Annotated in this window: 19 protein-coding genes and 1 pseudogene; 10 read left to right on the top strand and 10 right to left on the bottom strand. The window is 56.4% G+C overall.

Features of this window, described 5'->3' with window-relative positions:
* Positions 1-97: 97 nt before the first annotated feature.
* Positions 98-982, bottom strand: a complete 885-nt coding sequence (locus AAFM46_RS03985; protein ID WP_283530574.1) for a bifunctional methylenetetrahydrofolate dehydrogenase/methenyltetrahydrofolate cyclohydrolase — start codon at positions 980-982, stop codon at positions 98-100.
* Complete coding sequence (glyA, locus tag AAFM46_RS03980; RefSeq protein WP_343319692.1) at positions 976-2,262, bottom strand: serine hydroxymethyltransferase; 1,287 nt, start codon at positions 2,260-2,262, stop codon at positions 976-978. The genes AAFM46_RS03985 and glyA overlap by 7 nt, the downstream gene beginning before the upstream one ends.
* Positions 2,263-2,605: 343 nt before the next feature.
* Between glyA and purU the strand changes: the two genes are divergently transcribed.
* Positions 2,606-3,448 carry a formyltetrahydrofolate deformylase gene (gene purU, locus AAFM46_RS03975; RefSeq protein ID WP_283530869.1) on the top strand — a complete coding sequence of 281 codons (843 nt, stop codon included), beginning with the start codon at positions 2,606-2,608 and terminating at the stop codon, positions 3,446-3,448.
* Positions 3,449-3,750: 302 nt separating this feature from the next.
* Positions 3,751-4,269, top strand: a complete 519-nt coding sequence (locus AAFM46_RS03970; RefSeq protein WP_343319691.1) for a gamma carbonic anhydrase family protein — start codon at positions 3,751-3,753, stop codon at positions 4,267-4,269.
* Positions 4,270-4,334: 65 nt separating this feature from the next.
* On the opposite strand, the pseudogene AAFM46_RS03965 reads toward AAFM46_RS03970, so the two are convergent.
* Positions 4,335-4,580 (bottom strand): annotated as a pseudogene (locus tag AAFM46_RS03965) (VOC family protein); the annotation flags it as partial.
* Between the two features lie 972 nt (positions 4,581-5,552).
* Here AAFM46_RS03965 and AAFM46_RS03960 point away from each other — a divergent pair.
* The 7 genes from AAFM46_RS03960 to AAFM46_RS03930 all read left to right on the top strand — a co-directional run bounded on the left by AAFM46_RS03960 (position 5,553) and on the right by AAFM46_RS03930 (position 12,944).
* Positions 5,553-6,131: a hypothetical protein gene (locus AAFM46_RS03960; protein WP_343319689.1), complete on the top strand. Its 579-nt coding sequence runs from the start codon at positions 5,553-5,555 to the stop codon at positions 6,129-6,131.
* A gap of 106 nt (positions 6,132-6,237) precedes the next feature.
* Entirely contained in the window at positions 6,238-6,651 is a 414-nt protein-coding gene (locus AAFM46_RS03955; protein ID WP_343319688.1) for a glyoxalase, read from the top strand.
* 431 nt (positions 6,652-7,082) lie between these two features.
* The gene (locus AAFM46_RS03950) at positions 7,083-8,270 is read left to right on the top strand and encodes an ROK family transcriptional regulator (protein WP_343319686.1); all 1,188 of its coding nucleotides are present in this window, start codon (positions 7,083-7,085) and stop codon (positions 8,268-8,270) included.
* A 265-nt stretch (positions 8,271-8,535) separates the two neighbouring features.
* Positions 8,536-9,825: an ABC transporter substrate-binding protein gene (locus AAFM46_RS03945; protein WP_283530587.1), complete on the top strand. Its 1,290-nt coding sequence runs from the start codon at positions 8,536-8,538 to the stop codon at positions 9,823-9,825.
* Positions 9,826-9,916: 91 nt separating this feature from the next.
* Positions 9,917-10,822: a sugar ABC transporter permease gene (locus AAFM46_RS03940; protein ID WP_283530589.1), complete on the top strand. Its 906-nt coding sequence runs from the start codon at positions 9,917-9,919 to the stop codon at positions 10,820-10,822.
* A 50-nt stretch (positions 10,823-10,872) separates the two neighbouring features.
* Complete coding sequence (locus AAFM46_RS03935; RefSeq protein WP_283530870.1) at positions 10,873-11,715, top strand: carbohydrate ABC transporter permease; 843 nt, start codon at positions 10,873-10,875, stop codon at positions 11,713-11,715.
* A gap of 131 nt (positions 11,716-11,846) precedes the next feature.
* A complete protein-coding gene (locus AAFM46_RS03930) occupies positions 11,847-12,944 on the top strand; it encodes a Gfo/Idh/MocA family oxidoreductase (protein ID WP_343319684.1) in 1,098 nt (365 codons plus the stop codon).
* 112 nt (positions 12,945-13,056) lie between these two features.
* Here the strand turns inward: AAFM46_RS03930 and AAFM46_RS03925 are convergent, their stop codons facing one another.
* The 6 genes from AAFM46_RS03925 to AAFM46_RS03900 form a co-directional block, all read right to left on the bottom strand.
* Positions 13,057-13,770: an ABC transporter ATP-binding protein gene (locus tag AAFM46_RS03925; RefSeq protein WP_283530593.1), complete on the bottom strand. Its 714-nt coding sequence runs from the start codon at positions 13,768-13,770 to the stop codon at positions 13,057-13,059.
* On the bottom strand, positions 13,757-14,650 hold the full coding sequence (locus tag AAFM46_RS03920; protein WP_283530596.1) for an ABC transporter ATP-binding protein: 894 nt from the start codon (positions 14,648-14,650) through the stop codon (positions 13,757-13,759). The genes AAFM46_RS03925 and AAFM46_RS03920 overlap by 14 nt, the downstream gene beginning before the upstream one ends.
* Positions 14,647-15,912, bottom strand: a complete 1,266-nt coding sequence (locus AAFM46_RS03915; RefSeq protein WP_283530598.1) for a branched-chain amino acid ABC transporter permease — start codon at positions 15,910-15,912, stop codon at positions 14,647-14,649. The genes AAFM46_RS03920 and AAFM46_RS03915 overlap by 4 nt, the downstream gene beginning before the upstream one ends.
* Positions 15,909-16,916: a branched-chain amino acid ABC transporter permease gene (locus AAFM46_RS03910; RefSeq protein WP_283530599.1), complete on the bottom strand. Its 1,008-nt coding sequence runs from the start codon at positions 16,914-16,916 to the stop codon at positions 15,909-15,911. The genes AAFM46_RS03915 and AAFM46_RS03910 overlap by 4 nt, the downstream gene beginning before the upstream one ends.
* Before the next feature lie 140 nt (positions 16,917-17,056).
* Complete coding sequence (locus AAFM46_RS03905) at positions 17,057-18,295, bottom strand: branched-chain amino acid ABC transporter substrate-binding protein (RefSeq protein ID WP_283530601.1); 1,239 nt, start codon at positions 18,293-18,295, stop codon at positions 17,057-17,059.
* A gap of 272 nt (positions 18,296-18,567) precedes the next feature.
* Positions 18,568-20,787, bottom strand: coding sequence for an NADP-dependent isocitrate dehydrogenase (locus AAFM46_RS03900; protein WP_343319682.1), 2,220 nt, complete (start codon positions 20,785-20,787; stop codon positions 18,568-18,570).
* 182 nt (positions 20,788-20,969) lie between these two features.
* On the opposite strand from AAFM46_RS03900, the gene AAFM46_RS03895 reads away from it, so the two are divergent.
* Entirely contained in the window at positions 20,970-21,473 is a 504-nt protein-coding gene (locus tag AAFM46_RS03895) for a ferritin (RefSeq protein WP_283530609.1), read from the top strand.
* A 276-nt stretch (positions 21,474-21,749) separates the two neighbouring features.
* Here the strand turns inward: AAFM46_RS03895 and AAFM46_RS03890 are convergent, their stop codons facing one another.
* On the bottom strand, positions 21,750-21,872 hold the full coding sequence (locus tag AAFM46_RS03890) for a hypothetical protein (protein WP_343319680.1): 123 nt from the start codon (positions 21,870-21,872) through the stop codon (positions 21,750-21,752).
* Positions 21,873-21,944: the final 72 nt, after the last annotated feature.

The raw sequence follows: 21,944 nt of genomic DNA, 5'->3' as shown, positions 1-21,944 counted from the left end.
GACGCGCGGAACCTGAGTTCCGCGCGTCGTCCTCCTCAGGCTTTAGCCACCCAGACAAGCCCACGATCAGACTCGCGGTGGATGAGCCCAACGAAGCTTAGGACCGCTCCGCTGCCTCAACCACATTGGCCAAGAGCATGGCACGAGTCATGGGGCCTACACCACCTGGGTTCGGGGAGATCCAGCTCGCCACTTCCGCGGCTGCAGGCTCCACATCCCCCGTGACCACGGCCTTGCCATTGCCATCATCGACGCGGCTAACACCTACATCCAGAACAATGGCACCGGGCTTCAAATCGGCGGCCTTGATCATGTGCGGGACACCGGCGGCGGCAACCACCACGTCGGCGTCGCGCAGCTCGGCCGCCAGATCCTTGGTGCCAGTGTGCGCCAAAACCACTGTGGCGTTAATGTCCCGGCGGGTCAGCAGCAGACCCATGGGCCTGCCAATCGTCACGCCGCGACCAACCACCAACACGCGCTTGCCACCGAGTGAAATACCGTGGCGTTCCAACAGCACAATGCAGCCCTTGGGCGTGCAAGGCAGCGGAGACGTCATGGGCCGGTTCACGTTCGCCACCAAACGGCCCAGGTTCATCGGATGCAAACCGTCCGCATCTTTGGCCGGGTCAATGGCTTCGAGCACCACGTCCTGGTCAATGTGCGTTGGCAGTGGAAGCTGGACAATATAGCCGGTGCACGTAGGGTCCTCGTTCAGCTGGTGGACAGCGGCGAGGACTTCTTCCTGCGTGGCCGATTCCGGCAAGTCGATGCGGATGGACTTGATGCCAACCTGGGCACAGTCCTTGTGTTTTCCACCCACATACCATTGGGAGCCCGGATCCGAGCCAACTAAAATGGTGCCTAGGCCCGGGATGACGCCGCGGGCAGCCAGGGCTGCCACGCGTTCGGTCAACTCGGCTTTGATGGCAGCGGCGGTGGCCTTGCCGTCAAGGATTTGGGCAGTGGACATTCTTACCATTCTTCCTGACCGGGGTAGAGCGGGAAGTTGGCAGTCAGTGCCTTTACGCGGACCTTGAGTCCGTCAACATCTGCGCCACCCTTCAGCGCTGCCGCAATGATCTCGGCCACCTCGGTGAATTCCGGGGCGCCGAAGCCGCGTGTGGCCAAGGCCGGGGTGCCGATGCGCAGACCCGAAGTGACCATCGGGGGGCGGGGGTCGAACGGGACGGCGTTGCGGTTCACAGTGATGCCCACGCTGTCCAGAAGATCTTCGGCCTGCTGGCCATCCAGCACTGAGTTGCGCAGATCAACCAGGACCAAGTGCACATCGGTGCCACCGGTCAGTACGGACACGCCGGCTTCGGCGACGTCTGCGGCATTGAGGCGCTCGGCAATGATCTTTGCACCTTCCAAGACACGTGCCTGGCGCTCCTTGAACTCCTCGCCCGCTGCAACCTTGAAGGCCACAGCCTTGGCAGCGATGACGTGCATGAGCGGGCCGCCCTGCTGACCCGGGAACACGGCGGAGTTCAGTTTCTTGGCCCATTCCTTCTTGGCCAGGATCACCCCTGATCGCGGGCCGGAGAGGGTCTTGTGAACTGTGGAGGTGACCACGTCGGAGTACGGCACCGGAGACGGGTGCAGACCTGCGGCCACCAAGCCTGCGAAGTGCGCCATGTCCGTCCAGAGCAGGGCTCCCACTTCATCGGCGATGGATCGGAATGCGGCAAAGTCCAGCTGGCGCGGGTATGCGGACCAGCCGGCGATGATGACCTGAGGCTTCTCCACGATGGCCTGGGCGCGCAGCTTATCCATGTCGATGCGGAAGGTATCAGGCTCAACTTCGTAGGCTGCGACCTCGTACAGTTTGCCGGAAAAGTTCAGCTTCATACCGTGGGTCAGGTGGCCACCATGGGCCAGGGACAGGCCCATGATCTTATCGCCGGGTTTGATCATGGCTGCGAGCGCGGCCGCATTGGCCTGGGCACCCGAGTGCGGTTGGACGTTGGCGTACTCGGCACCAAAAAGGTCCTTTACACGCTCAATAGCCAGGGTTTCTGCCACATCAACATATTCACAACCACCGTAGTAGCGGCGGCCCGGGTAACCTTCAGCGTATTTGTTGGTCAGCACTGAGCCCTGAGCTTCAAGGACGGCTCGGGGCGCGAAGTTTTCGGAGGCGATCATTTCCAACGTGTCCCGTTGACGGCCAAGCTCATCCTTCAGGACGGCGGCAATTTCCGGGTCAAGCTCGGAGAGCGGGGCGTTGGTCACGGACTGGGTGGGGGTAAAAGACACTACGGACTCCTGGTGGCAGCACGGAAAAAAACTCTTCTAGAAAAAGATTATCGCCAATCCGTTCATGGCCGCATTTGAAGACATTAGTACGCAACATGGTCTGGAGTTTGCTCCGGGCGCCATGTCTGGCTTCAGGGTTTATTCACGGCCAATGCGCGCATTGGCAAACGTGACCTCTCGTCCCAGGCGTACGATCGTGAGGTCTTCGCTAGTGCTGCTCCCCGGTGGTGTCCCACCTCATCGCCAGTTGCAACTCCTCAATTGTAGTACAGAGCCTGAATTCGACGGTAACGTTGAGTGGGTGAATGATCTGAATTCCGCCGCCGTGATCACCCCGGCAGCCATGCACGGATACGTCCTAACTCTCTCCTGCTCCGACCAGCCCGGCATTGTTCACGCCGTTTCCGGTTCGCTGCTTGAGGCTGGCTGCAACATCACTGACTCCCAGCAATACGGCAACCCGGACACTGGCACTTTCTTCATGCGCGTTGCTGTGGAAACTACGACGTCGTTCAGCCGCCTCCGCGAGCACCTTGAGTTAATCGCGGGGAAGTTCTCCTTCAACTGGGCCTTGCACCGCGTGGGTGCGCCAGTACGCACGCTGATCATGGCGTCTAAGGCCGCCCATTGCCTGAACGACATTTTGTTCCTGCAGCGCTCAGGGACCTTGCCAGTAGACATCCCGGCGATCGTCTCCAACCATCGCGATCTTGAGCCCCTGGCCGAGTTCTACGGCATCCCCTTCTACTACATCCCCGTCACCGCCGAGACTAAGGCCAACGCCGAGCGCCAGCTCGTTGAGCTGGTTGCCGAGCTCGACGTTGAACTTGTTGTTCTAGCCCGCTACATGCAGGTACTTTCTGACGAGCTGTGCAACCACTTGGCTGGTAAAGCCATCAACATTCATCACTCGTTCCTGCCCTCGTTCAAGGGCGCCAAGCCGTACCACCAGGCTCATGCGCGCGGGGTGAAGATCATTGGCGCCACGGCCCACTACGTGACAGCCGCACTGGATGAGGGGCCCATCATTGAACAGGAAGTCATCCGGGTGGATCACGGCCATTCGGTGGAAAAATTTGTGTCAATGGGCCGCGCAGTTGAGGCACGCACCCTAGCCCAAGCGGTGCAGTGGCATGCAGAGCATCGCGTGCTGCTCGACGGACACCGCACAGTGGTCTTTGACTAGTCCCCACGTCCTCCCCCTGCTCGCAAGCTCACAGCGGGGCCCTCGGACGCGTGGGCCCAACCAAGACCACCCTTTGCCCGCAAGCTCACAGCGGGGCCCTCGGACGCGTGGGCCCAACCACGACCACCCTCCACTCGCACGCTCACCTCTAGCAAGCTGAGCTATTTTAGATAGGCTGAGGGAATGCCAGCTAACCTCTTGGGAAAAACAATCCTCACGGGTTGAGAAGCGCTGAGCTATCCAACGGCCAAAAAACTCACTAAAGTACTTCCGCAACCACCCGTCCCACGATTGGATCCGCCATGAATTCGCTAATCACTTTTGACGGCAATACCCCTACGGTTCACAAGAGCGCATTCGTGGCCCACACCGCAGTGATCATCGGCAAGGCAAGTCTTGGCACTGATTCCAGCGCCTTCTACGGTGTTGTAATGCGTGCTGACACAAATTCGATCACTGTGGGCGACGGTAGCAATTTACAAGACAATGTTGTGTTGCACGCTGATCCAGGTTTCCCCACCCGAGTGGGCAGCGGCGTCAGCGTTGGCCACAGTGCAGTTATTCACGGCTGCACCATTGAAGATGACTGCTTAATTGGCATGAGTGCCACCATCATGAACGGTGCCGTGATTGGCGCTGGCTCCTTAATAGCTGGCGGAGCAGTTGTCCTAGAAGGTGCCATCATTCCTCCCGGTTCACTGGTCGCCGGGGTGCCAGCGAAGGTGCGACGTGAACTCAACGCTGAAGAGTTGGAGAGTGTCCGCGTCAACGCCACAAACTATGTGGCGTTGGCTCGTAAACATAAAGGCCTCCAGTCTTAGCCTGCAATAGCGACTGCGGGATTGCCGCAGCAACAATCGGCAGTGGGGGCTGATATTTCGGCGCTTTAGGCCCGGTCATGGAGGGTGATGTGGTAGCCATCAGGGTCGGCGAAAGTGAATGTGCAACCGAATGGGCCCTCGATCGGTGCTGAGACTATTGTGTGACCGCCGGCTACAAGAACATCGTGAATGCCCTGGGCACCGGTGGCATGGAGCCAGATAGCGGCGTCTATGCCGGGTTGGGCAGCCGAAGCAGGATCGGTACCGGGAACTATTTCCCGCAGAGAGACGACGATCGGCGTGCTCTCAAAACGAAAGCATGATGCGGGACTACCAAGGTTTCCAATGGGAGCATTGGCCTGCCGCGGACACGATCGATGGCAAGGATCGCCCCACGGTCAGCGCTATCGGCGGCTCTGACCTCGGATTGGACGTGCATCTTCTTGACAGGCTCACCTCCTGTGAACTGCCCCGTCTCCCCCCTTGCCATGCAGGCAGTCAAACTGGCGCTTCTTGGATGCGAGATCCGTCCCTTGTTGGCCACTTACTCATCTTCTAGTGTTCCTAGATCGGGAACACTAGAAATTATCAGAGATTTAACGTGGCCCTCGCTGTTGCCACAGCGTTCATTTTAGTCATGATGACTTCGCCGCGAACGCTAGCGGGGATGCTCAAAAGAATGAAGACTGGCGGCTCTACCTTGGCGGCTTCCGGATCAAGGAACCACAATGAGTTCCACTCGTCATAACCACAGACCAAGAGAGCAAAACAATCTACATTCCCATTGGGAAAACTTGCCAGCGATACGCACAATCAGCCACGGGGCTCAGGTCAGCTACTCATGAGGAGAGCACCTAGCGTTCAACTGTTCATCAAGGCGCAAACCTGCACTTAGATATTTCTATAGCGGCGCAAGACAACGATTAAAACAATTCCGGCCACCAATGAAATCACACCGGGTACCACCTGAGAGAACGCCATCGCAACTACTGGCAAGAGGATGGCCAACCATATACCGATTAATATAAGAACCGAGGCTGCTAACCACGTAACTGCACGAAGTGTATTGTTGCTGACTTTTAGTGTTTCCGACATTTTTATCCCCAATATATTAGCTTGATCCTAGAGCTCAGCCAGATTCCTAGGCCCCAGAGCATGTCAGCTCATCGTCCCTAGCAGTAGGAGTCAAAGTCAAGCGATGCAGAGCAGAATCGGGGAGGTACTTTGATTCAGTCCATCTACATCAAACACCAGAAGCAGCTACCAGCCGAGGCTGGAACATCTTGGTTCTTGAGTACCTCGACGGGCTACTGGTTGAAGGCACCGAAGAAGAGCTCGCCGATTACCGACCGAACCAATCGCTGTTGTTCCAACTCACGGGGATTGGCAGCCGCGGAACTGGCTCAGTGACCATAGTGGGCTCAAGGACACCACCTGCTGAGCTAATGCCTTCAGCGCTTCTGAACGAGAGCATGCACGCCCGGGCTCCGGTCCTAGGTGATAATTGCAGTATCGGAAGCGGCGGGGCGAAAGAAATCAATGACTGGTTCTCCTTCGTGCTCGCCCATGGCAGGATTCATCAGGTGAACAAGATTGTTTTGACTGGGCAATTGGTCTGCCAAAGTGACGATGAAATTGCAGTCGTTATCGAATTTCTACCACAACACATTGAACTGACCCTTGCAGAATCAGGGTGCATCTCCTTCAAGGTGGAACAAAGTGAGAATCCATGGGTGTGGGATGTTTCCGAACGTTTCACGGATGCTGATTCTTTTAGGCTGCACCAGGAGCGTGTCAGGGACAGCCAGTGGGGACACGTAACGGCCAATATCAAGCGCAGTTATTCCGTGTCCGGCCTGTAAAAAACGAAGCGTCGTGCGTGCTCCAGGATCCCAATGCAACCTTGAGTTGTGTTGATCATCCTAGAATTACTGGGCGCGAAGACACTCCAACAATGAAGGAGAGCTAATGCCATCGGTAGAACCCTACGAATCTGCTCCTGCTGAAACAGAATTCGGTTTAGGACTTCACCATGTTCAGCTAGCCCTGCCATTGGGAGGGGAGGATGCCTGCAGGGAATTCTATGTAGGAGTTCTTGGGCTTACAGAGGTCCAGAAACCTCTAGCCTTAGCAGCCCGCGGAGGTCTCTGGGTCCGGGCCGATAATCTAGAAATCCATCTGGGTGTAGAAGAAGATTTTCGCCCACAAAAGAAAGCGCACCCCGGTATTCTGGTCGCTAACATCGACGCTCTCTCTCATCGGCTCGAGGCTCACGGGCACGCTCTCGAATGGGACGCTAATTTCCCTGGCATGCGTCGGTTCTATGTTTGGGATAACAACGGCAACAGGCTTGAATTCTTATCCCCACAAGCCCGCAACTAAAAGTCATCTCTAGCGGGTGGGGCCGGGCCGGCTGGTCCTCCCCACGGCGAACATGACGAGCGTACAGCCCTGCTTACCCATCCCAGCAGCGCCAGACTTCGACATCAGTCTCTGGCTCCAGGCTGGCCAATCCCAATGACGTCCATCTTTCTTGCGTCCAAGCCGTGAACTTCACGGCCTATGCATGGCAGCTTCTCCACCCGCAGTGCCAGGCAGCATAAAAACGCACAATAAACTAACAAATTCAACAAATAATTGACATATTTGACGTCCACATACTCCGCGCTGTGCCAAAAATTGAGATTGCAGACTCACTAACGAATCGACAATCATGCGTTTTTAGCTATTTGCGTTAACCCAAAAAACGAAGAAAAGCGGTTTTTGTGTTCATATCTTGACGGCAAGGCTCCTTGTGATGCACGCTACTAGGTATGCCCGAAAACGTCTCCCCACTTGCAGCCCATGGCCCCAAGCCAGGTTCACAGTCAGCGCTTCGCCAACGCAATGAACAGCTCATCGTCGCAACGTTGCGGGAACAAGGAGCCTTGCCTCAGGCAGCGCTGGCCCGTTCCACCGGACTGTCCACAGCCACGATCTCCAACATCGTCAAAGCCATGTGCGCCAGCGGATTAGCCGCAACCCATCCCACTACCAGCTCTGGGCGCCGCGCACTGGCAGTGTCCTTACTCGAAACCACAGATGTTGCAGCTGGAATCGATTTTGGCCGCAGCCACGTCCGCATGGTGCTGGCCAGCCCCGGCTTCAAGGTCAGGGCAGAAAAGTTCGCCCCGCTTCCTGTTGGCCACCTGGCAGCAGAGAGCATCACTGCTGCGGCCGCCATGATGAACGAACTACTGAAAGAATCGGGCATAGACCGCAGTCAGATCATTGGCGCTGGAGTGGGTGTTCCCGGCCCCATAGACCATGGCACTGGCACCGTAATCCGTGGCGCCATCCTGCCAGAATGGGTGGGAGTCAATATTGTTTCGCAGCTGGAAGAAGCACTTAGGATGCCCATCTTTGCTGACAATGACGCCAACCTTGGCGCGCTGGCGCAGGTAACGTGGGGCGAGCACCGGGGGGTGAAAGACCTGGTATTTCTAAAGATAGGCAGCGGCATCGGCGCTGGCCTGATTTTGAATGGTTCGCCATACTACGGACACACCGGTGTCACGGGTGAAATTGGCCATGCAACCATTTTTGATCAAGGTCTTGTATGCCGGTGCGGAAATCGCGGTTGCCTGGAAACCGTGGCCTCAACAGCTGTAATGATCGAACTTCTTAGCCGCGGCGAGTCTTACACCCTTACCGTTCCGGAAATCATCAAAAAAGCCAATGCGGGCGATGCTGCCACACTGCGTGTTATTGACGACGCCGGCATGGCCGTTGGCAAGGCGATGGCCAATGTTGTCAATATGATCAACCCTGAAATCATCGTGGTGGGCGGCCCGCTCGCTCCGCTGGGGGACACGTTGCTGAATCCCATTCGACGCGGCCTGATCCGGCATGCGGTCCCCGCCATAGGTGAGGGCACTACGGTTGTCATGTCCTCGCTGGGCGACAGGGCCGAGGCGCTGGGGGCCATTGCACTTGCCTTGAGCCACAGTCATCACCAGTAGGACTGGGGCCCCGCCACCGAGGCCCTGCCACCGCGACACTGCCACAGTGCCCCTTGCCGCAGCCCTGCGCAACTCCGCGTCAACTGAGTTAAGTCCAGGTAAGCCCGGGTCAGCCCATGAAATTCCGGCCATAATCCGGACTGTTACCATTCTGTTGCGTTAAATAGTTGACTGCAAGTAGTGATAAAGGTAACTTTTGGGGAGAGAGTAATTCATACGCTTTCCGAGATCATCATTTTCGAACATTTATTCATGGAGGAAACACATGCGACGTCGTCTATCGTTGCTTGCCGGAGTTGCAGCGCTGGGTCTGACCCTGGCGGCCTGTGGCGGCGGCGGCGACACACCCACCGACAGCTCCAACGCCAAAGATGCCACCGGAAAAGTTGGTGTATTTACTTGGTGGGCCGACGGTTCCGAAAAGGCTGGTCTTGACGCACTCGTCAAGGTATTTGGCACGGATTACCCGAACGTCACCTTTGACAACCTTGCCGTCGCCGGCGGGGCAGGTTCACAGGCCAAGAGCGTCCTGGCTGCCCAGCTGAAAGCTGGCAACCCGCCTGATTCTTTCCAGGCCCATGCAGGAGCTGAGCTGCAGGATTACATCGATGCTGACCAGCTTGAAGATCTGAGCGGCTTCTACAAGGACAACGACCTCGCCGCACAGTTCCCCAAGGATCTGGTTGACCGCCTGACGGTTGATGGCAAGATCTACTCCGTCCCCTCCAACATCCACCGTGCCAACGTGGTCTGGGCCAACGTTGAGGTCTTGAAGAAAGCCGGCGTGGATCCGGAAAAGCCTGCTGCCGATCTTGATGGTTGGTTCGCTGATATGGACAAGATCAAGGCTTCAGGAACCATCCCCTTGGCAGTGGCAGGTTCCTGGACACAGGTCCAGCTGTTCGAGAACATTCTCCTCTCAAGCTTGGGCACCGACGGTTACAACGGTCTCTGGGATGGCAAGACTGACTGGAAGAGCGCCGAAGTTTCCACAGCTATCAAGGCTTACGAGAAGGCTCTCACCTACACCAACACCGACCGCGACTCCCTCAGCGACTGGGCTCCGGCCACACAGCTGGTTCAGGATGGTGCAGCTGCCTACAACGTCATGGGCGACTGGGCTGAAGCTAAGTTTGCACAGGACGGCGACAAGCCTGGCGTTGACTACGTCTACTTCCCCACACCGGGAACAGCAGGAGTCTTCGACTTCCTAGCGGACTCCTTCACCCTCCCCAAGGGTGCTCCGAACCCCGCCGGCGCCAAGGCTTGGTTGAGCACCATTGGCTCGGCCGAGGGCCAGACCGCTTTCAACAAGGTCAAGGGTTCCATCCCGGCCAACACCACGGCAAAGACCGATGACTTCTCTGAATACCAGAAGAGCGCCATTAAGGACTTTAGCCAGGACAAGATCGTTTCATCCCTGGCCCACGGCGCAGCAGTGCCGGTTGCCTGGTTGAACGATCTGAGCACCGCCGTCAGCAAATTCGGTGGCGATAAGAACGTTGAAGGACTTCAGAACTCCGCTGCGTCCATCGCAGAGAAGTTCGCCAAGTAACAACCGCAATTAGGTCGGGGGCGGCTGCGACAAACATGTCGTGCCGCCCCCAACCCATGCGGTACCGATTTTCTTCGGAAGGAGGCAAATTATGTTAAAACGTGCAAAAACATGGGGCCCAGGCGTATTGCTACTCGCCCCCACCCTGATACTGGTTGGCGTATTCGTCTATTGGCTTATTATTGAGAATTTCCGTGTCAGCCTGACTAACCAGCACACGGCGAAGCCCAGCAGCAAATATGTTGGTTTTCAGAACTACACCAATCTTTTGGCAGACCCGAACTTCCAGCACTCATTGTGGAATCTGCTGATCCTGACCATCGTCTTCCTTGGTGGCACACTAATCTTCGGCTTCCTCTGGGCCTGGATTTTGGAACAACCAGCCAAGGGTGAAGGCTTCTTCCGCTCGGTTTACCTCTTCCCCATGTCAGTGTCTTTCATCGCCTCCGGTGTTGTTTGGCGTTGGCTGCTTTCGAGTTTGCAAACCTCCCAGCCCGGTGGTGAACGCACCACTGGTTTGAACCGGCTACTTGATAGCGTTGGCTTGGGTGCCTTGCAAAACGACTGGTGGTCCAATCCGACGTGGGGTATTGCCGCCATCGCCGTCCCTGCCATCTGGCAGCTTTCCGGCTACGTCATGGCCCTGTTCCTTGCTGGTTTCCGCGGTATCCCCGATGAGCTGCGCGAAGCGGCCCGGATTGACGGTTGCACCGAATGGAAGCTGTACCGGCACGTGATTTTCCCGCAGCTGAGCCCGGTCATGCTCTCAGCGGTGATCATCATCGGTCACATGTCCTTGAAGCTCTTCGACCTCATCCGAGCGATAGTCCCCGACGCCAATACTTATGACGTCCAGGTTCCTGCCACGATGATGTGGGTCAAGTACATCGGCAGTGACTACGCCGATGCTGCTGCGATCGGAACTATCTTGCTGGTTCTGGTGGCACTGGTTGTCATCCCCTACCTCTGGTACACCTCACGAGCGGAGAAGCGCTAATGTCCACCGCCACAGTGAACAACAAGAACCGTCTGCGTTCGGCGCAGGACATGAAGTCTGACTCTAAGCGCAATACCAAGCGCCGCATTAACCGCACGTTGAAGTACGCTCTGCTGCTTTTCTTCGTCGTGATGGTTATGTTGCCGGCCTACGTTTTGTTCATTACCAGCTTCAAGGGAACGGCCGACGCCGACCCCTCCCGCGCATGGTACCTCCCCCAGGTTTGGGAAACCGGCGGCTGGGTGAAAGCCTGGACTACGCTGGCTCCCTCCCTGGGACGCACCGTCATGTTGGTGGTCCCCTCCGCACTGGTTTCCGCATTCCTGGGCTCCATCAATGGCTACGTGCTTTCAAAGTGGAAGTTCCCCGGCTCGAATATTGTATTCACGTTGATCTTGTTCGGTATGTTCATCCCTTACCAGGCCGTGATGATCCCGCTGACGCAGCTAGTTAGCGATTTGGGCGTACCTCAGGGTGTCCCCTCTTTGATGCTGCTGCACATTGTTTATGGCCTGCCGATCTGTACGCTGATCTTCCGCAACTACTACACCTCCATACCCGATGAACTCATCGAGGCAGCACGAATGGATGGTGCAGGAATCCTGCGCACTTACGGCTCCGTCATCCTGCCAGTGTCAGCACCTGGCTTCGTCGTGGTGTTGATCTGGCAGTTCACTTCAGCATGGAACGATTACCTCTTTGCCGCGTTCTTCTCCTCAGGCCGCAACGGCCCTGTGACGATCGCGCTCTCGTTCCTCGCTGGTGGCCAGCTCACCGATTACGCCGCCTCGATGGCAGGGGCACTGATCGCTTCTGTGCCAACACTCATTGTCTACATTTTGTTGGGCAAGTACTTTGTGGGCGGTTTGATGAGTGGATCAGTGAAGGGCTAAACCCCGCTCCTGAGAACCTCCTGCTGCAAAGTAGCACAAATCCAAAGGCCCCATCCGCCGTCGAATTTATTGACGGATGGGGCCTTTGTCATGTTCACTCCCCTTTGGTGCGTAGCTGGGAGAATATCTTCATGAGCAACCCACGATTCGTCGGCCGTCCCGACTGGTACACCACGTTCAATCCCGAAACGCTTGCGGCCACTGGCAGGGCCCTGCGCTGGGGCGTGATTGCTACGGGAAATATCGCCAAGACCGTCACAGCCGATCTTGTGCTTCTGGAGGACGCGGTGCTGCAAGCTGTCAGTTCGCGCAACGAAGGCAGTGCAACTCAGTTTGCAACGAGGTTTGGCTTTACCTCCCACTACTACGACGGCGGACCTGACGGCTTAGGTGCTGCCGGTCATCTTCAATTGGTGGCGGATCCCGACGTTGATGTTGTCTACATTGCCACTCCGCACGGCCAACATTACGATGTAGCCAAGTCAGCACTTGAGCATGGCAAGCATGTTCTGTGTGAGAAGGCGTTGGCCATCACAGCAGCCGAGGCGCGGAACTTGATCGCACTGGCACGGGCCAAGGGCTTGTTCCTCATGGAAGCGGTCTGGGCCCGCTTTGTGCCAGGCTTTCAGAGGGCGTTGGAGATCATTGCCGCAGGAGAAATCGGTGAGGTTAAATGGGTTCAAGCCAATCTGGGTTTCGTGGCCCCAGTCGATGAATCACTACGGATTTGGGCTCCGGCCGACGGCGGCGGGGCGCTTCTGGATCTGACCGTTTACCCCCTGCTGTGGGCATGGGCCACGCTTGGCCGCCCGGAGGCTGTGGCCGCCTCGGGCGAGCTCACAGCGTTGGGCGTTGACAGCCAGAACACCATTTCACTGAGCTTTCCCAGTGGGGCTCAAGCCCAGCTGCTCAGTTATCTCACCTCGCAGGGGCCCAGCCGGGCGACAATTTCTGGCACTTTGGGCTATTTGGAAACGGTGGACTCGCTTAACAACCCCACGCAGATCCTTATTTCAGGGCCCGGGAGTGCTAAGCGAACCGAAAAATTTGAGCACCCGGGCCGGGGCTACACGTACCAGCTGCGCGAGGTGACACGCTGCATACAGGCAGGATTGACGGAGAGCACCACCATGCCGCTGGATGATTCGCTGGCCATCATGGAGCTATTTGATGAGGTAAGACGCCAATTGGGTGTCAGCTACCCGAACGATGACAGAACCGATCTCTAACCCCCACCCGACGCTCGCTCACTCCACGTCGAGAAATGAAGATCGCTCCTTCACTAGGTGAAGGAGCGATCTTCGATATACAACATCAAGTGAGCGAGCGTTGGGGTAGGGGTTAGCCGACGCCCAGGTATGCTTCCTTGATGGCCGGGTTGGCCAGGAGCTCCTTACCCGTACCACTGTGGGTGATCTCCCCCGTCTCCAGCACAAACGCCCGATGCGCCCGGGCCAGAGCCTGGTTGGCGTTTTGTTCCACCAGCAGCACGGTGGTGCCCTGGCTGTTGATCTCCGTGATGATCTTGAAGATCTGGCGGATGAACTGTGGCGCAAGACCCATCGAAGGCTCATCCAGCAGCAGCAGTTTGGGCCGGGACATCAACGCCCTGCCAATGGCGAGCATCTGCTGCTCACCACCACTCATGGTTCCACCAAACTGCTTCTGCCGTTCCTGCAACCGTGGAAACAACGTAAAGACCCGCTCAAGGTCCTTGCTCACACCGCTTCTGTCCTTGCGGCCAAAGGTACCCATATCAAGATTTTCAAGCACAGTCATGGCCGGGAAAATACCCCTGCCTTCGGGTGCTTGGGAAATACCCTGGACCACCCTGATGTGCGCTTTCATCTTGGTGATGTCCTCGCCCATGAACTTAATGGAGCCACCGGATGGATTCAGCAGCCCTGAAATAGTCTTCATGGTGGTTGTTTTTCCGGCACCATTGGCACCGATCAACGAGACAATCTCGCCCTCATCAACTGTGAAAGACATGTTGTGGATTGCCTGAATCCGTCCATAGTGGACTGAGACGTCGTTCAGCTCAAGCAAAGTCATCTTCAGGCTCCCCTAGGTAGGCGGAAATAACACGTGGGTCTTCGCGGATGTCATGCGGTTTGCCGTCGGCAATCTTCTTGCCAAATTCCAAAACAACAATCCTGTCCGTGACACCCATGACCAGTTTCATATCATGCTCAATCAGAAGTACCGTGTAGCCATCATCGCGGATGGTGCGGATGAGGGCCATCAGCTCTTCTTTTTCAGCAGGGTTGAAGCCGGCTGCTGGTTCATCCAAACACAACACTTTGGGGTCCGTGGCCAGTGCCCTAGCAATTTCTAGGCGACGCTGGCTGCCATAGGGCAAGTGCTTGGACAGTGTGGCGGCTTGGTGTTCGATACCAACAAATGCCAACAGGGCCAGGCCGCGCTCTATGGCGCTTTTTTCCTCGCGGATGTGCCTTGGTAAACGCAATAGCGCCCCAACAACGCTTGTTTTGTGCCGGGCGTCCAAACCCACCACAACGTTCTCCAGAGCTGTCATCTCACCAAAAAGGCGAATGTTCTGGAAGGTACGAGCCAAGCCGGCCCGGGTGATTTTATGCTGCTTCATGCCGTTGAGCATCTTGCCTTCAAGCAGTACTTGCCCACTTGTGGGTTTATACACCCCTGTCATGGCATTGAAGCACGTGGTCTTACCGGCACCATTGGGGCCGATCAAACCAAGGATTTCACCACGTTTGATGGTGAAACTGACATCATCCATGGCCACCAGGCCACCAAATTTCATTGTCAGGTTCTTTACTTCCACCAGGTCTTCACCGATGGCAACATCAAAGCTTCGATCAGGAGCAATGGCAGCCGCAACATCGAGGTCAACTCCTCCTGCTCCTACATCTGCTGCAGAGTCACCGGTTGATTCTTGCGCCGCATGGCTCATGGTGTCATCCCTTCAGCATTGGGTTGGGCTGTGGCCGGAGGTGTGCCTACTATGCCTGTGCCACCTGGACCGCCATTTTTCTTTGTCGGTTTGGCATACCGCTCCCTGACGGAAGCGTACGCTTTGGTGCCATAGGCCAACAGCCTCTGACGAGCCGGGATAAGGCCCTGCGAGCGGTAAATCATGATCAGTACCAGCGCCAAGCCGAAGATCAGGAACTTGTATTCGGCAATAGCTGTGAACCTCAGTGGAATATACGCAACCAGCGCACCGCCAAGGATGGCCCCGACCTTGTTTCCTGATCCACCCAAGACTACTGCCGCGACAAACAAAATTGACGTCACGACGTCGAACTTCTGGTTATTCACAAAGCCAACCTGGCCGCCCATCAGCGCACCTGCAAGGCCGCCAACACCGGCACCCAGTGCAAACGCCCACACCTTGTACTTGAACGTTGGTACGCCCATGGTCTCTGCGGCATCCTCATCTTCACGGATGGCGATCCATGCCCGGCCCACGCGGCTACGCTCCATATTGCCCACAAGGAAGAGAATTATTATCAGGATGACAAGCGTCATCCAATACCACGGCGTGCCGTTCGAGTTGGCGAAAATTGGGATTCCGTCATCACCAACACCCGGCGGGTGACCTACGTTCTGGAAACCGGGCTGGCCCTTCATGGCAGGAATGATGGTGGCCAAAATTCGGACAATCTCGCCAAATCCAAGCGTCACAATAGCCAAATAATCGCCACGCAGGCGCAGGGTGGGCAAGCCCAACAGGACACCCACAAACATGGAAACGGCAATGGCAACCGGGATGGTCCACAGGTAGGGAATCTTAATGAATGCGGAATCGGGGCTTGTCAGCATTGCTGCCGTATAGGAACCAACAGCGAAGAAAGCAATGTAGCCCAGATCAAGTAAACCTGCGTAACCAATGACAATGTTTAGCCCTACGGCCACCAGCGCATAAATAGCCATAAGCTGGCAGGCTAGTGGCCAGTCGTTGCCTGGTTCGGTAGTTATGAACGGTGGGTTTAACACTGGAAGAGCAAAGGCTAGGAGCACCACAGGGATCAAGATGAGCCATTGTTTTTGACGAGGCATTTCTCGCCATCTATCGCTCCATGAACCAAATTTACGGTTCGGACGTGGCACAGCGGCACTGGATCCTGGAGGTACCCCCGCAGACTCCATATCGGCAGTGCTTTGGCCGGACTTAGCGGTTTTTAGCGGCTTGGGACCGTCAACCATACTCATGCTTTGCTCCTTCCCAACGATGTGCCGAGGATGCCTTCTGGGCGGAACAGCAGCACCAGAACCAGCACCAAGAACGCCACGACATCTGTCCATTGCGAGTTGCCCAACAGGATCTGGCCGTAGTTACCGATCAAGCCAAGGAGAAGCCCGCCAAGCAGGGCCCCCCGGACGTTGCCGATACCACCGAGAACGGCCGCGGCAAAAGCCTTGATGCCCAAAATAAAGCCACCGTTGTAAACAACTCCGGAGGGGATCTTCATGACATAGAACAGTGCGGCAGCACCGGCCAAAATACCGCCGATAATGAACGTAGTAATGATGATCTTTTCTTTGTTCACTCCCATCAGCGTGGCAGTGTCCGGATCCTGGGCTACGGCACGAATACCACGCCCTGTCCGTGACTTACTGATGAAGCGCTCGGTGACAACCATCATGATGACGGCAGCCGTGACAATCAAAATCTGATCCGAGTAGATGATAGTTCCAAAGACTTCGAAAATCGGTTTGGTCTGGAACATAGTCAAAGCCTGCTCAGGAACCGGGCCACGCCACAGGAAGATCAGGTACTGGATGGTGAATGAAGCACCGATGGCTGTGATCAAAAAAACCAGACGTGGCGCATTGCGTTTCCGCAACGGTCTGTACGCGAGCCGTTCAAGCAGAAACGCTGTAAGCGCCGAGGCCACAATGGCGGCTATTAGCGCCAGCAATAGGTTCAAGACAATCTGTCCAATGCCCAGATTGGGTGCAGAGGGGCCAAATCCTAAGAAACTTAGGGTGAAGAAGACTGCATAGCAGCCCATGATGAATACTTCAGAGTGAGCAAAGTTAATCAGGTTCAACACGCCGTAAACAAGCGTGTAACCAAGTGCCACGAGGGCATAAATGGAACCAAATGTCAGGCCGTCAAAAGTGGCTGACCAAAAGTTTTGTCCCAGGGAAACAAAGTCGAGTGTAATCCAGTCGTTGGCCACTGGTGCGGCCATAAGGATGGTTGGAAGCATAGGAATGTCCGTTTCTTGCGGGGCGCCGGGGCAGGTTATGTCCGTGGCCGCTAAGATCCTGCGGAATGGGCTAGGAGGTCTGTGCATGGAAACGCTGTGGGACGGGTTCTCCCCACCCCACAGCGTGACCACAAGCGGGATTACTCCCCGATGGCACCGATGGGAACAATCTTGCCGTTCTCAACCTTGTAGCCGTAAACAGTCGGGGCCTGCAGTTCACCCTTGTCATTCCATTTGTAGTGCTTGCTCAAGCCGTCGGCGTCGTAGTTCTTGACCCACTCCATCAGCTTTGCGCGGTCCTGGTTGCCTGCGTCAATACCAGCCAAGAGAACCGTTGCCGCGTCATATCCTTCGATGGAGTATGTGCCTGGATCCATATTTGCCAATGCCTTGTAGGCCTTAGCGAAGTCAGGAATCAATTCACCGGGGATGCAGGGACAGGTGAAGTATGAGTTCTTCGAAGCATCGCCTGCCTGCTTGATGAACTGGTCATCCTTCAAGCCATCCGGGCCAATGAACGTTCCGGTGTAACCCTTGGCTACGAGCTGCTGGTCAAATGGTGCACCTTCAGCGTAGTAACCGGAGTAGAACACCGCGTCAGCTTTGGAGTTCATGATCTTGGAGATCGTCGCTGAGAAGTCCTTCTGGCCTTGAGTAACCTTGTCGGTGCCGATCAGGGCATCTCCCAAGCCCTCAGTTGTGGTTTGTGCCAAACCGATTCCGTATTCGGAGTCGTCCTGGACGATGTAGACCTTCTTGGCGCCAAGCTTGCCCGTCATGAACTTAGCCGCGGCCGGACCCTGAACTGCGTCATTACCCAGTCCGCGGAAGAACGTCTTCCAGCCATTTTCCGTCAACCCGGGGTTGGTGGCAGCTGGGGTGATGTGCACCATCTTCACCTGTTCGAAGATGTTGCCGGTTGCTTTGGACTCACCGGAGAACGGCAGCCCGACAACACCAATAATATTCTCTTCTTTAGTTGCCTGGGTGACGGGACCAGTTGCCTTGTTGGGGTCACCTTCCGTATCAAACTTCTTGAATGCCACCTGGCATTCGGCGTTCGCCGCATTGTGCTCATTAATGGCTAGCTGAATACCTTGGAAAATATTGATACCCAGCTGAGCATTGGCACCAGTTTGTGCACCAATGTAAGCCAACGTGGTGGTATCAGGGCAGACTGCTTTGCCATCGCCTGCAGGCAGAACAGCATCCTTTGGCGTTTCAATGGATGTCAAAGCTGGGATGTCTACAGCCGATTGGCTGCCACCAGCGGCGGAAGAGCTTCCACCCTCGGGGGCTGCTTGGTTTGCACAGCCTCCCAGCAGCATCCCAAAAGTGGCCGCAGCAGCCAGCGTGGTCATAACTCTCTTGCGGTTCATAAATGCGCCTTCCGAAGTTAGCATCAAGGCCCGTGGAACGTCGTCGTTCTACGTAACCGTTGGCTTCACGTGACTTGACCTTACACTCGAGAATGTGAAGTACAGCACACTATTGCGTAAAGATCTGATAACAGATGATGTACAACTGGGTACCTCGGCATAAATAAGGCATTGCGTGGCTGGCATTGAGCGCAAAAACGCCCGCCCCAGAGTGGGACGGGCGTTTTTGTTACTTGTACTCGCCGGAGGGCTTCCAAGAAGCCTGGCGGGTCTTAGGCGAGAGTGTCGATGGCCTTGTTCAGCAGTGCTGAGGGGCGCATGATCGCTGCAACCTTTTTTGCGTCCGGGCGGTAGTAGCCACCCAGGTCAACTGGCGAACCCTGAACGTGCGCGAGCTCGGCGATGATCGCATCTTCATTCTCGCTCAGATCGGCAGCGACTGCCGCAAAAGCAGCCGCCAGTTCAGCGTCAACACTCTGTGCTGCCAATTCTTGTGCCCAGAACTTGGCCAAGTGGAAGTGGCTGCCACGGTTGTCAATTTCGCCAACCTTGCGCTTCGGGGACTTGTTTTCCAACAGGAACGTTCCCGTTGCTCGGTCCAGAGTGTCAGCCAAAATCTGAGCACGGGCATTGCCTTCATTGACGGCAAGGTGTTCAAAGCTCACAGCCAAGGCCAGGAACTCACCCAATGAGTCCCACCGCAGGTGATTTTCCTTGATCAGCTGTTGGACGTGCTTGGGAGCAGAACCACCGGCACCGGTTTCAAAGAGGCCACCACCTGCAATGAGCGGGACAATGGAGAGCATTTTGGCGCTCGTGCCCAGCTCCAAAATCGGGAACAGGTCTGTGAGGTAGTCACGGAGCACGTTGCCTGTGACGGAGATGGTGTCTTCGCCTCGACGGATTCGCTCCAGGGTGAACTTTGTTGCATCCGCTGGTGAGAGGATCTGGATATCCAGATCCGTGGTGTCGTATTCCTTAAGGTATTCATTGACCTTGACGATCAGCTTGGCATCGTGTGCGCGCTTCTCATCCAGCCAGAACACCGCGGGGGTTTCTGATGCGCGGGCCCGAGTTACGGCAAGCTTGACCCAGTCACGAACAGGGATGTCCTTGACCTGGCAGGCGCGCCAGATGTCCCCGGCCTCAACGTGGTGTTCAATAAGGACGGTGCCTGCAGAGTTGAGGATCTGCACGGTTCCGGCTTCGCGCAGCTCAAAGGTTTTGTCATGGCTGCCGTACTCTTCTGCCGCTTGTGCCATGAGGCCAACGTTGGGGACGGTGCCCATGGTGGTTGGATCAAAGGCGCCATGCGCCCGGCAGTCATCAATGGTGGCCTGGTAGATACCGGCATAGCTGCTATCAGGCAGCACTGCCAACGTGTCGTGTTCCTGGCCATCCGCACCCCACATGTGCCCGGAGGTGCGGATCATTGCCGGCATGGACGCGTCAACGATCACATCGGAAGGGGTGTGAAGGTTGGTGATGCCGTTGTCGGAGTCCACCATGGCCAGTGCCGGGCCGTCTTCGTAGCCTTTCTTGATGGCCGCTTCAACCCCTGTGCGCACATCCTCGGGCAGATTGCCCAACCCGTTAATGATGGAGGCCAAGCCGTTGGCGGGACTCAGCCCTGCCGCATCCAGTGCTTCACCATAGTTGGCGAAGAGTTCCGGGAAGTAGGCCTTCACCACGTGGCCGAAAATGATGGGGTCCGAAACCTTCATCATGGTGGCCTTCAGGTGGGCAGAGAGCAGGACACCCTCTTTCTTGGCCCGCGCAACCTGTGCGCTCAAGAACGTATCGAGCTCGGCAGCACGCATAACTGTGCCGTCTATGATCTCATCCTTGAGAACCGGGAAGGCCTCCTTGAGCACGCTGGTGGTGCCGTCCGTTGCCACGAACTGTATTTTAATCTTGTCATTGGCTTCAATGACAACCGACTTCTCATTGTCAAAGAAGTCTCCACCGTCCATGGTGGCCACGTTGGTTTTGGAATCTGCGCTCCAGGCACCCATGCTGTGCGGGTTCGCCTTTGCGTAGTTCTTTACGGACTGGGGTGCGCGCCGGTCAGAGTTTCCTTCACGCAAAACCGGGTTCACTGCGCTGCCCTTGATCTTGTCGTAGCGGGCGCGAACGTCTTTTTCCTCATCAGTGGAGGGATCATCCGGGTAGTCCGGAAGAGCAAAGCCCTGGCCCTGAAGCTCGGCAACAGCAGCCTTGAGCTGTGGAATGGAAGCGCTGATGTTGGGGAGTTTGATGATGTTGGCATCCGGGCTCTTAGCCAGTGCACCCAATTCGGCCAGGGAGTCAACCACTCGCTGATCTTCCGTGAGGTAGTCACCAAAGACGGCGAGGATGCGCGCAGATACGGAGATGTCCCGGGTTTCCACGTCCACTCCGGCCGTGGAGGCAAATGCCTCAACAATCGGCAAGAAGGAGTACGTGGCCAACATGGGCGCTTCGTCTGTCAGGGTATAAATAATCTTGGCCATATGCGAGGTGTCTCCTGCGAAAATTCAATGGATTATTGAGAATCTGGTGAGATTTCTTTCCACTCCAATCTACCCGAGATAGGACGTTTGCCCGCTATCGGCAGTCAAAAGTGACATGTTCCACGGGTGAACTTAGCCTTACTTAGCATGCGCGGGAACTATTTTCCCAATAGCTTGGAGGTATGGAACTTAAAGGAAAGCTCGCAGAAGCCATTAACGATCAAATTACGTTGGAGATTCAGGCCGCGATAGTTTATCGCCAGCTGGCCATTGAAATGGATGTCCAGGACCTGCCCGGGATCTCCGGATGGTTCCTGGCCCAGTCTGACGAGGAACTGGTGCACGCACAGAAGTTCACGGATCATATGACAGACCGCAATGCCTCGCCCAAGATCGGCACCATCACGGCCCCGAACGTCACAATCACCACGGTTCTTGAGGCTTTCGAGGCCTCCCTGGCGCACGAGCAGAAGGTCTCGGAGTCCATCCGTAACCTCTACCGCATGGCCCAGCAGGAGGGCGATATTGACTCCATCCCGCTGCTGAACTGGTTTGTGGAGGAGCAGCTGGAAGAGGAAGCCACAGTAGGGGAAATCATTGGCCGCGTGCGCCTCATTGGCGCCGACGGCAATGGTCTGCTGCGTTTGGATGCTGAGCTGGGCTCCCGCAAGGAATCAGGACAGTAAAGCGCGCGGCCGCGAGTTCACTCATGGCCGGCTAAGCCCGTGCCATGAGCGGTGGCGGCGCTGATGTCGGAGCAGATGGACAAGGTGCCCATCTGATCTGGCATCTAGCGCCATCAAGAAGGCGGGATGGCTTCAGCGTGCGTAGGAGCAACCGGCTTCTCACATGGCGTCTCCAGCTCCTTCATTCTGGCTGTTAAAGTACGACGCCGGGGTGTCACCTTTCGCACGAAAGGTGACACCCCGGCGTCGTACTTTTTTATGCTCAGATCTTCGTTTTCAGCGCTTGCGCATCTGCACCACAATGCCCACCAACAGCGCCACAAACGCTGTGACCACGACGCTCGTGACGAGTGTGGCCGCAACATAAGGTGCCAGCAACCACTCAAACAAATCAGTCACACTGCACGCTCACCTAAGGAGGAAGTGGGTGGGCCCACAGTCGAAACTATGGGGCCCCCGCTTCCGAGGGGC

It is taken from the genome of Arthrobacter sp. TMP15 (genome assembly GCF_039529835.1).
Taxonomy (GTDB): Bacteria; Actinomycetota; Actinomycetes; order Actinomycetales; family Micrococcaceae; genus Specibacter.
This window is presented reverse-complemented; position numbering and strand designations above follow the sequence as displayed.

Excerpts from the sequence above, each read along its gene's own strand:
- AAFM46_RS03985 (WP_283530574.1), bottom strand. The coding sequence starts at position 982 with ATGGTAAGAATGTCCACTGCCCAAATCCTTGACGGCAAGGCCACCGCC.
- purU (WP_283530869.1), top strand. The coding sequence starts at position 2,606 with ATGCACGGATACGTCCTAACTCTCTCCTGCTCCGACCAGCCCGGCATT.
- AAFM46_RS03925 (WP_283530593.1), bottom strand. The coding sequence starts at position 13,770 with ATGACTTTGCTTGAGCTGAACGACGTCTCAGTCCACTATGGACGGATT.
- AAFM46_RS03935 (WP_283530870.1), top strand. The coding sequence starts at position 10,873 with ATGAAGTCTGACTCTAAGCGCAATACCAAGCGCCGCATTAACCGCACG.
- AAFM46_RS03900 (WP_343319682.1), bottom strand. The coding sequence starts at position 20,787 with ATGGCCAAGATTATTTATACCCTGACAGACGAAGCGCCCATGTTGGCC.
- AAFM46_RS03915 (WP_283530598.1), bottom strand. The coding sequence starts at position 15,912 with ATGAGTATGGTTGACGGTCCCAAGCCGCTAAAAACCGCTAAGTCCGGC.
- AAFM46_RS03895 (WP_283530609.1), top strand. The coding sequence starts at position 20,970 with ATGGAACTTAAAGGAAAGCTCGCAGAAGCCATTAACGATCAAATTACG.
- AAFM46_RS03920 (WP_283530596.1), bottom strand. The coding sequence starts at position 14,650 with ATGAGCCATGCGGCGCAAGAATCAACCGGTGACTCTGCAGCAGATGTA.
- AAFM46_RS03950 (WP_343319686.1), top strand. The coding sequence starts at position 7,083 with ATGCCCGAAAACGTCTCCCCACTTGCAGCCCATGGCCCCAAGCCAGGT.
- AAFM46_RS03910 (WP_283530599.1), bottom strand. The coding sequence starts at position 16,916 with ATGCTTCCAACCATCCTTATGGCCGCACCAGTGGCCAACGACTGGATT.
- AAFM46_RS03940 (WP_283530589.1), top strand. The coding sequence starts at position 9,917 with ATGTTAAAACGTGCAAAAACATGGGGCCCAGGCGTATTGCTACTCGCC.
- AAFM46_RS03905 (WP_283530601.1), bottom strand. The coding sequence starts at position 18,295 with ATGAACCGCAAGAGAGTTATGACCACGCTGGCTGCTGCGGCCACTTTT.
- AAFM46_RS03930 (WP_343319684.1), top strand. The coding sequence starts at position 11,847 with ATGAGCAACCCACGATTCGTCGGCCGTCCCGACTGGTACACCACGTTC.
- AAFM46_RS03955 (WP_343319688.1), top strand. The coding sequence starts at position 6,238 with ATGCCATCGGTAGAACCCTACGAATCTGCTCCTGCTGAAACAGAATTC.
- AAFM46_RS03945 (WP_283530587.1), top strand. The coding sequence starts at position 8,536 with ATGCGACGTCGTCTATCGTTGCTTGCCGGAGTTGCAGCGCTGGGTCTG.
- AAFM46_RS03970 (WP_343319691.1), top strand. The coding sequence starts at position 3,751 with ATGAATTCGCTAATCACTTTTGACGGCAATACCCCTACGGTTCACAAG.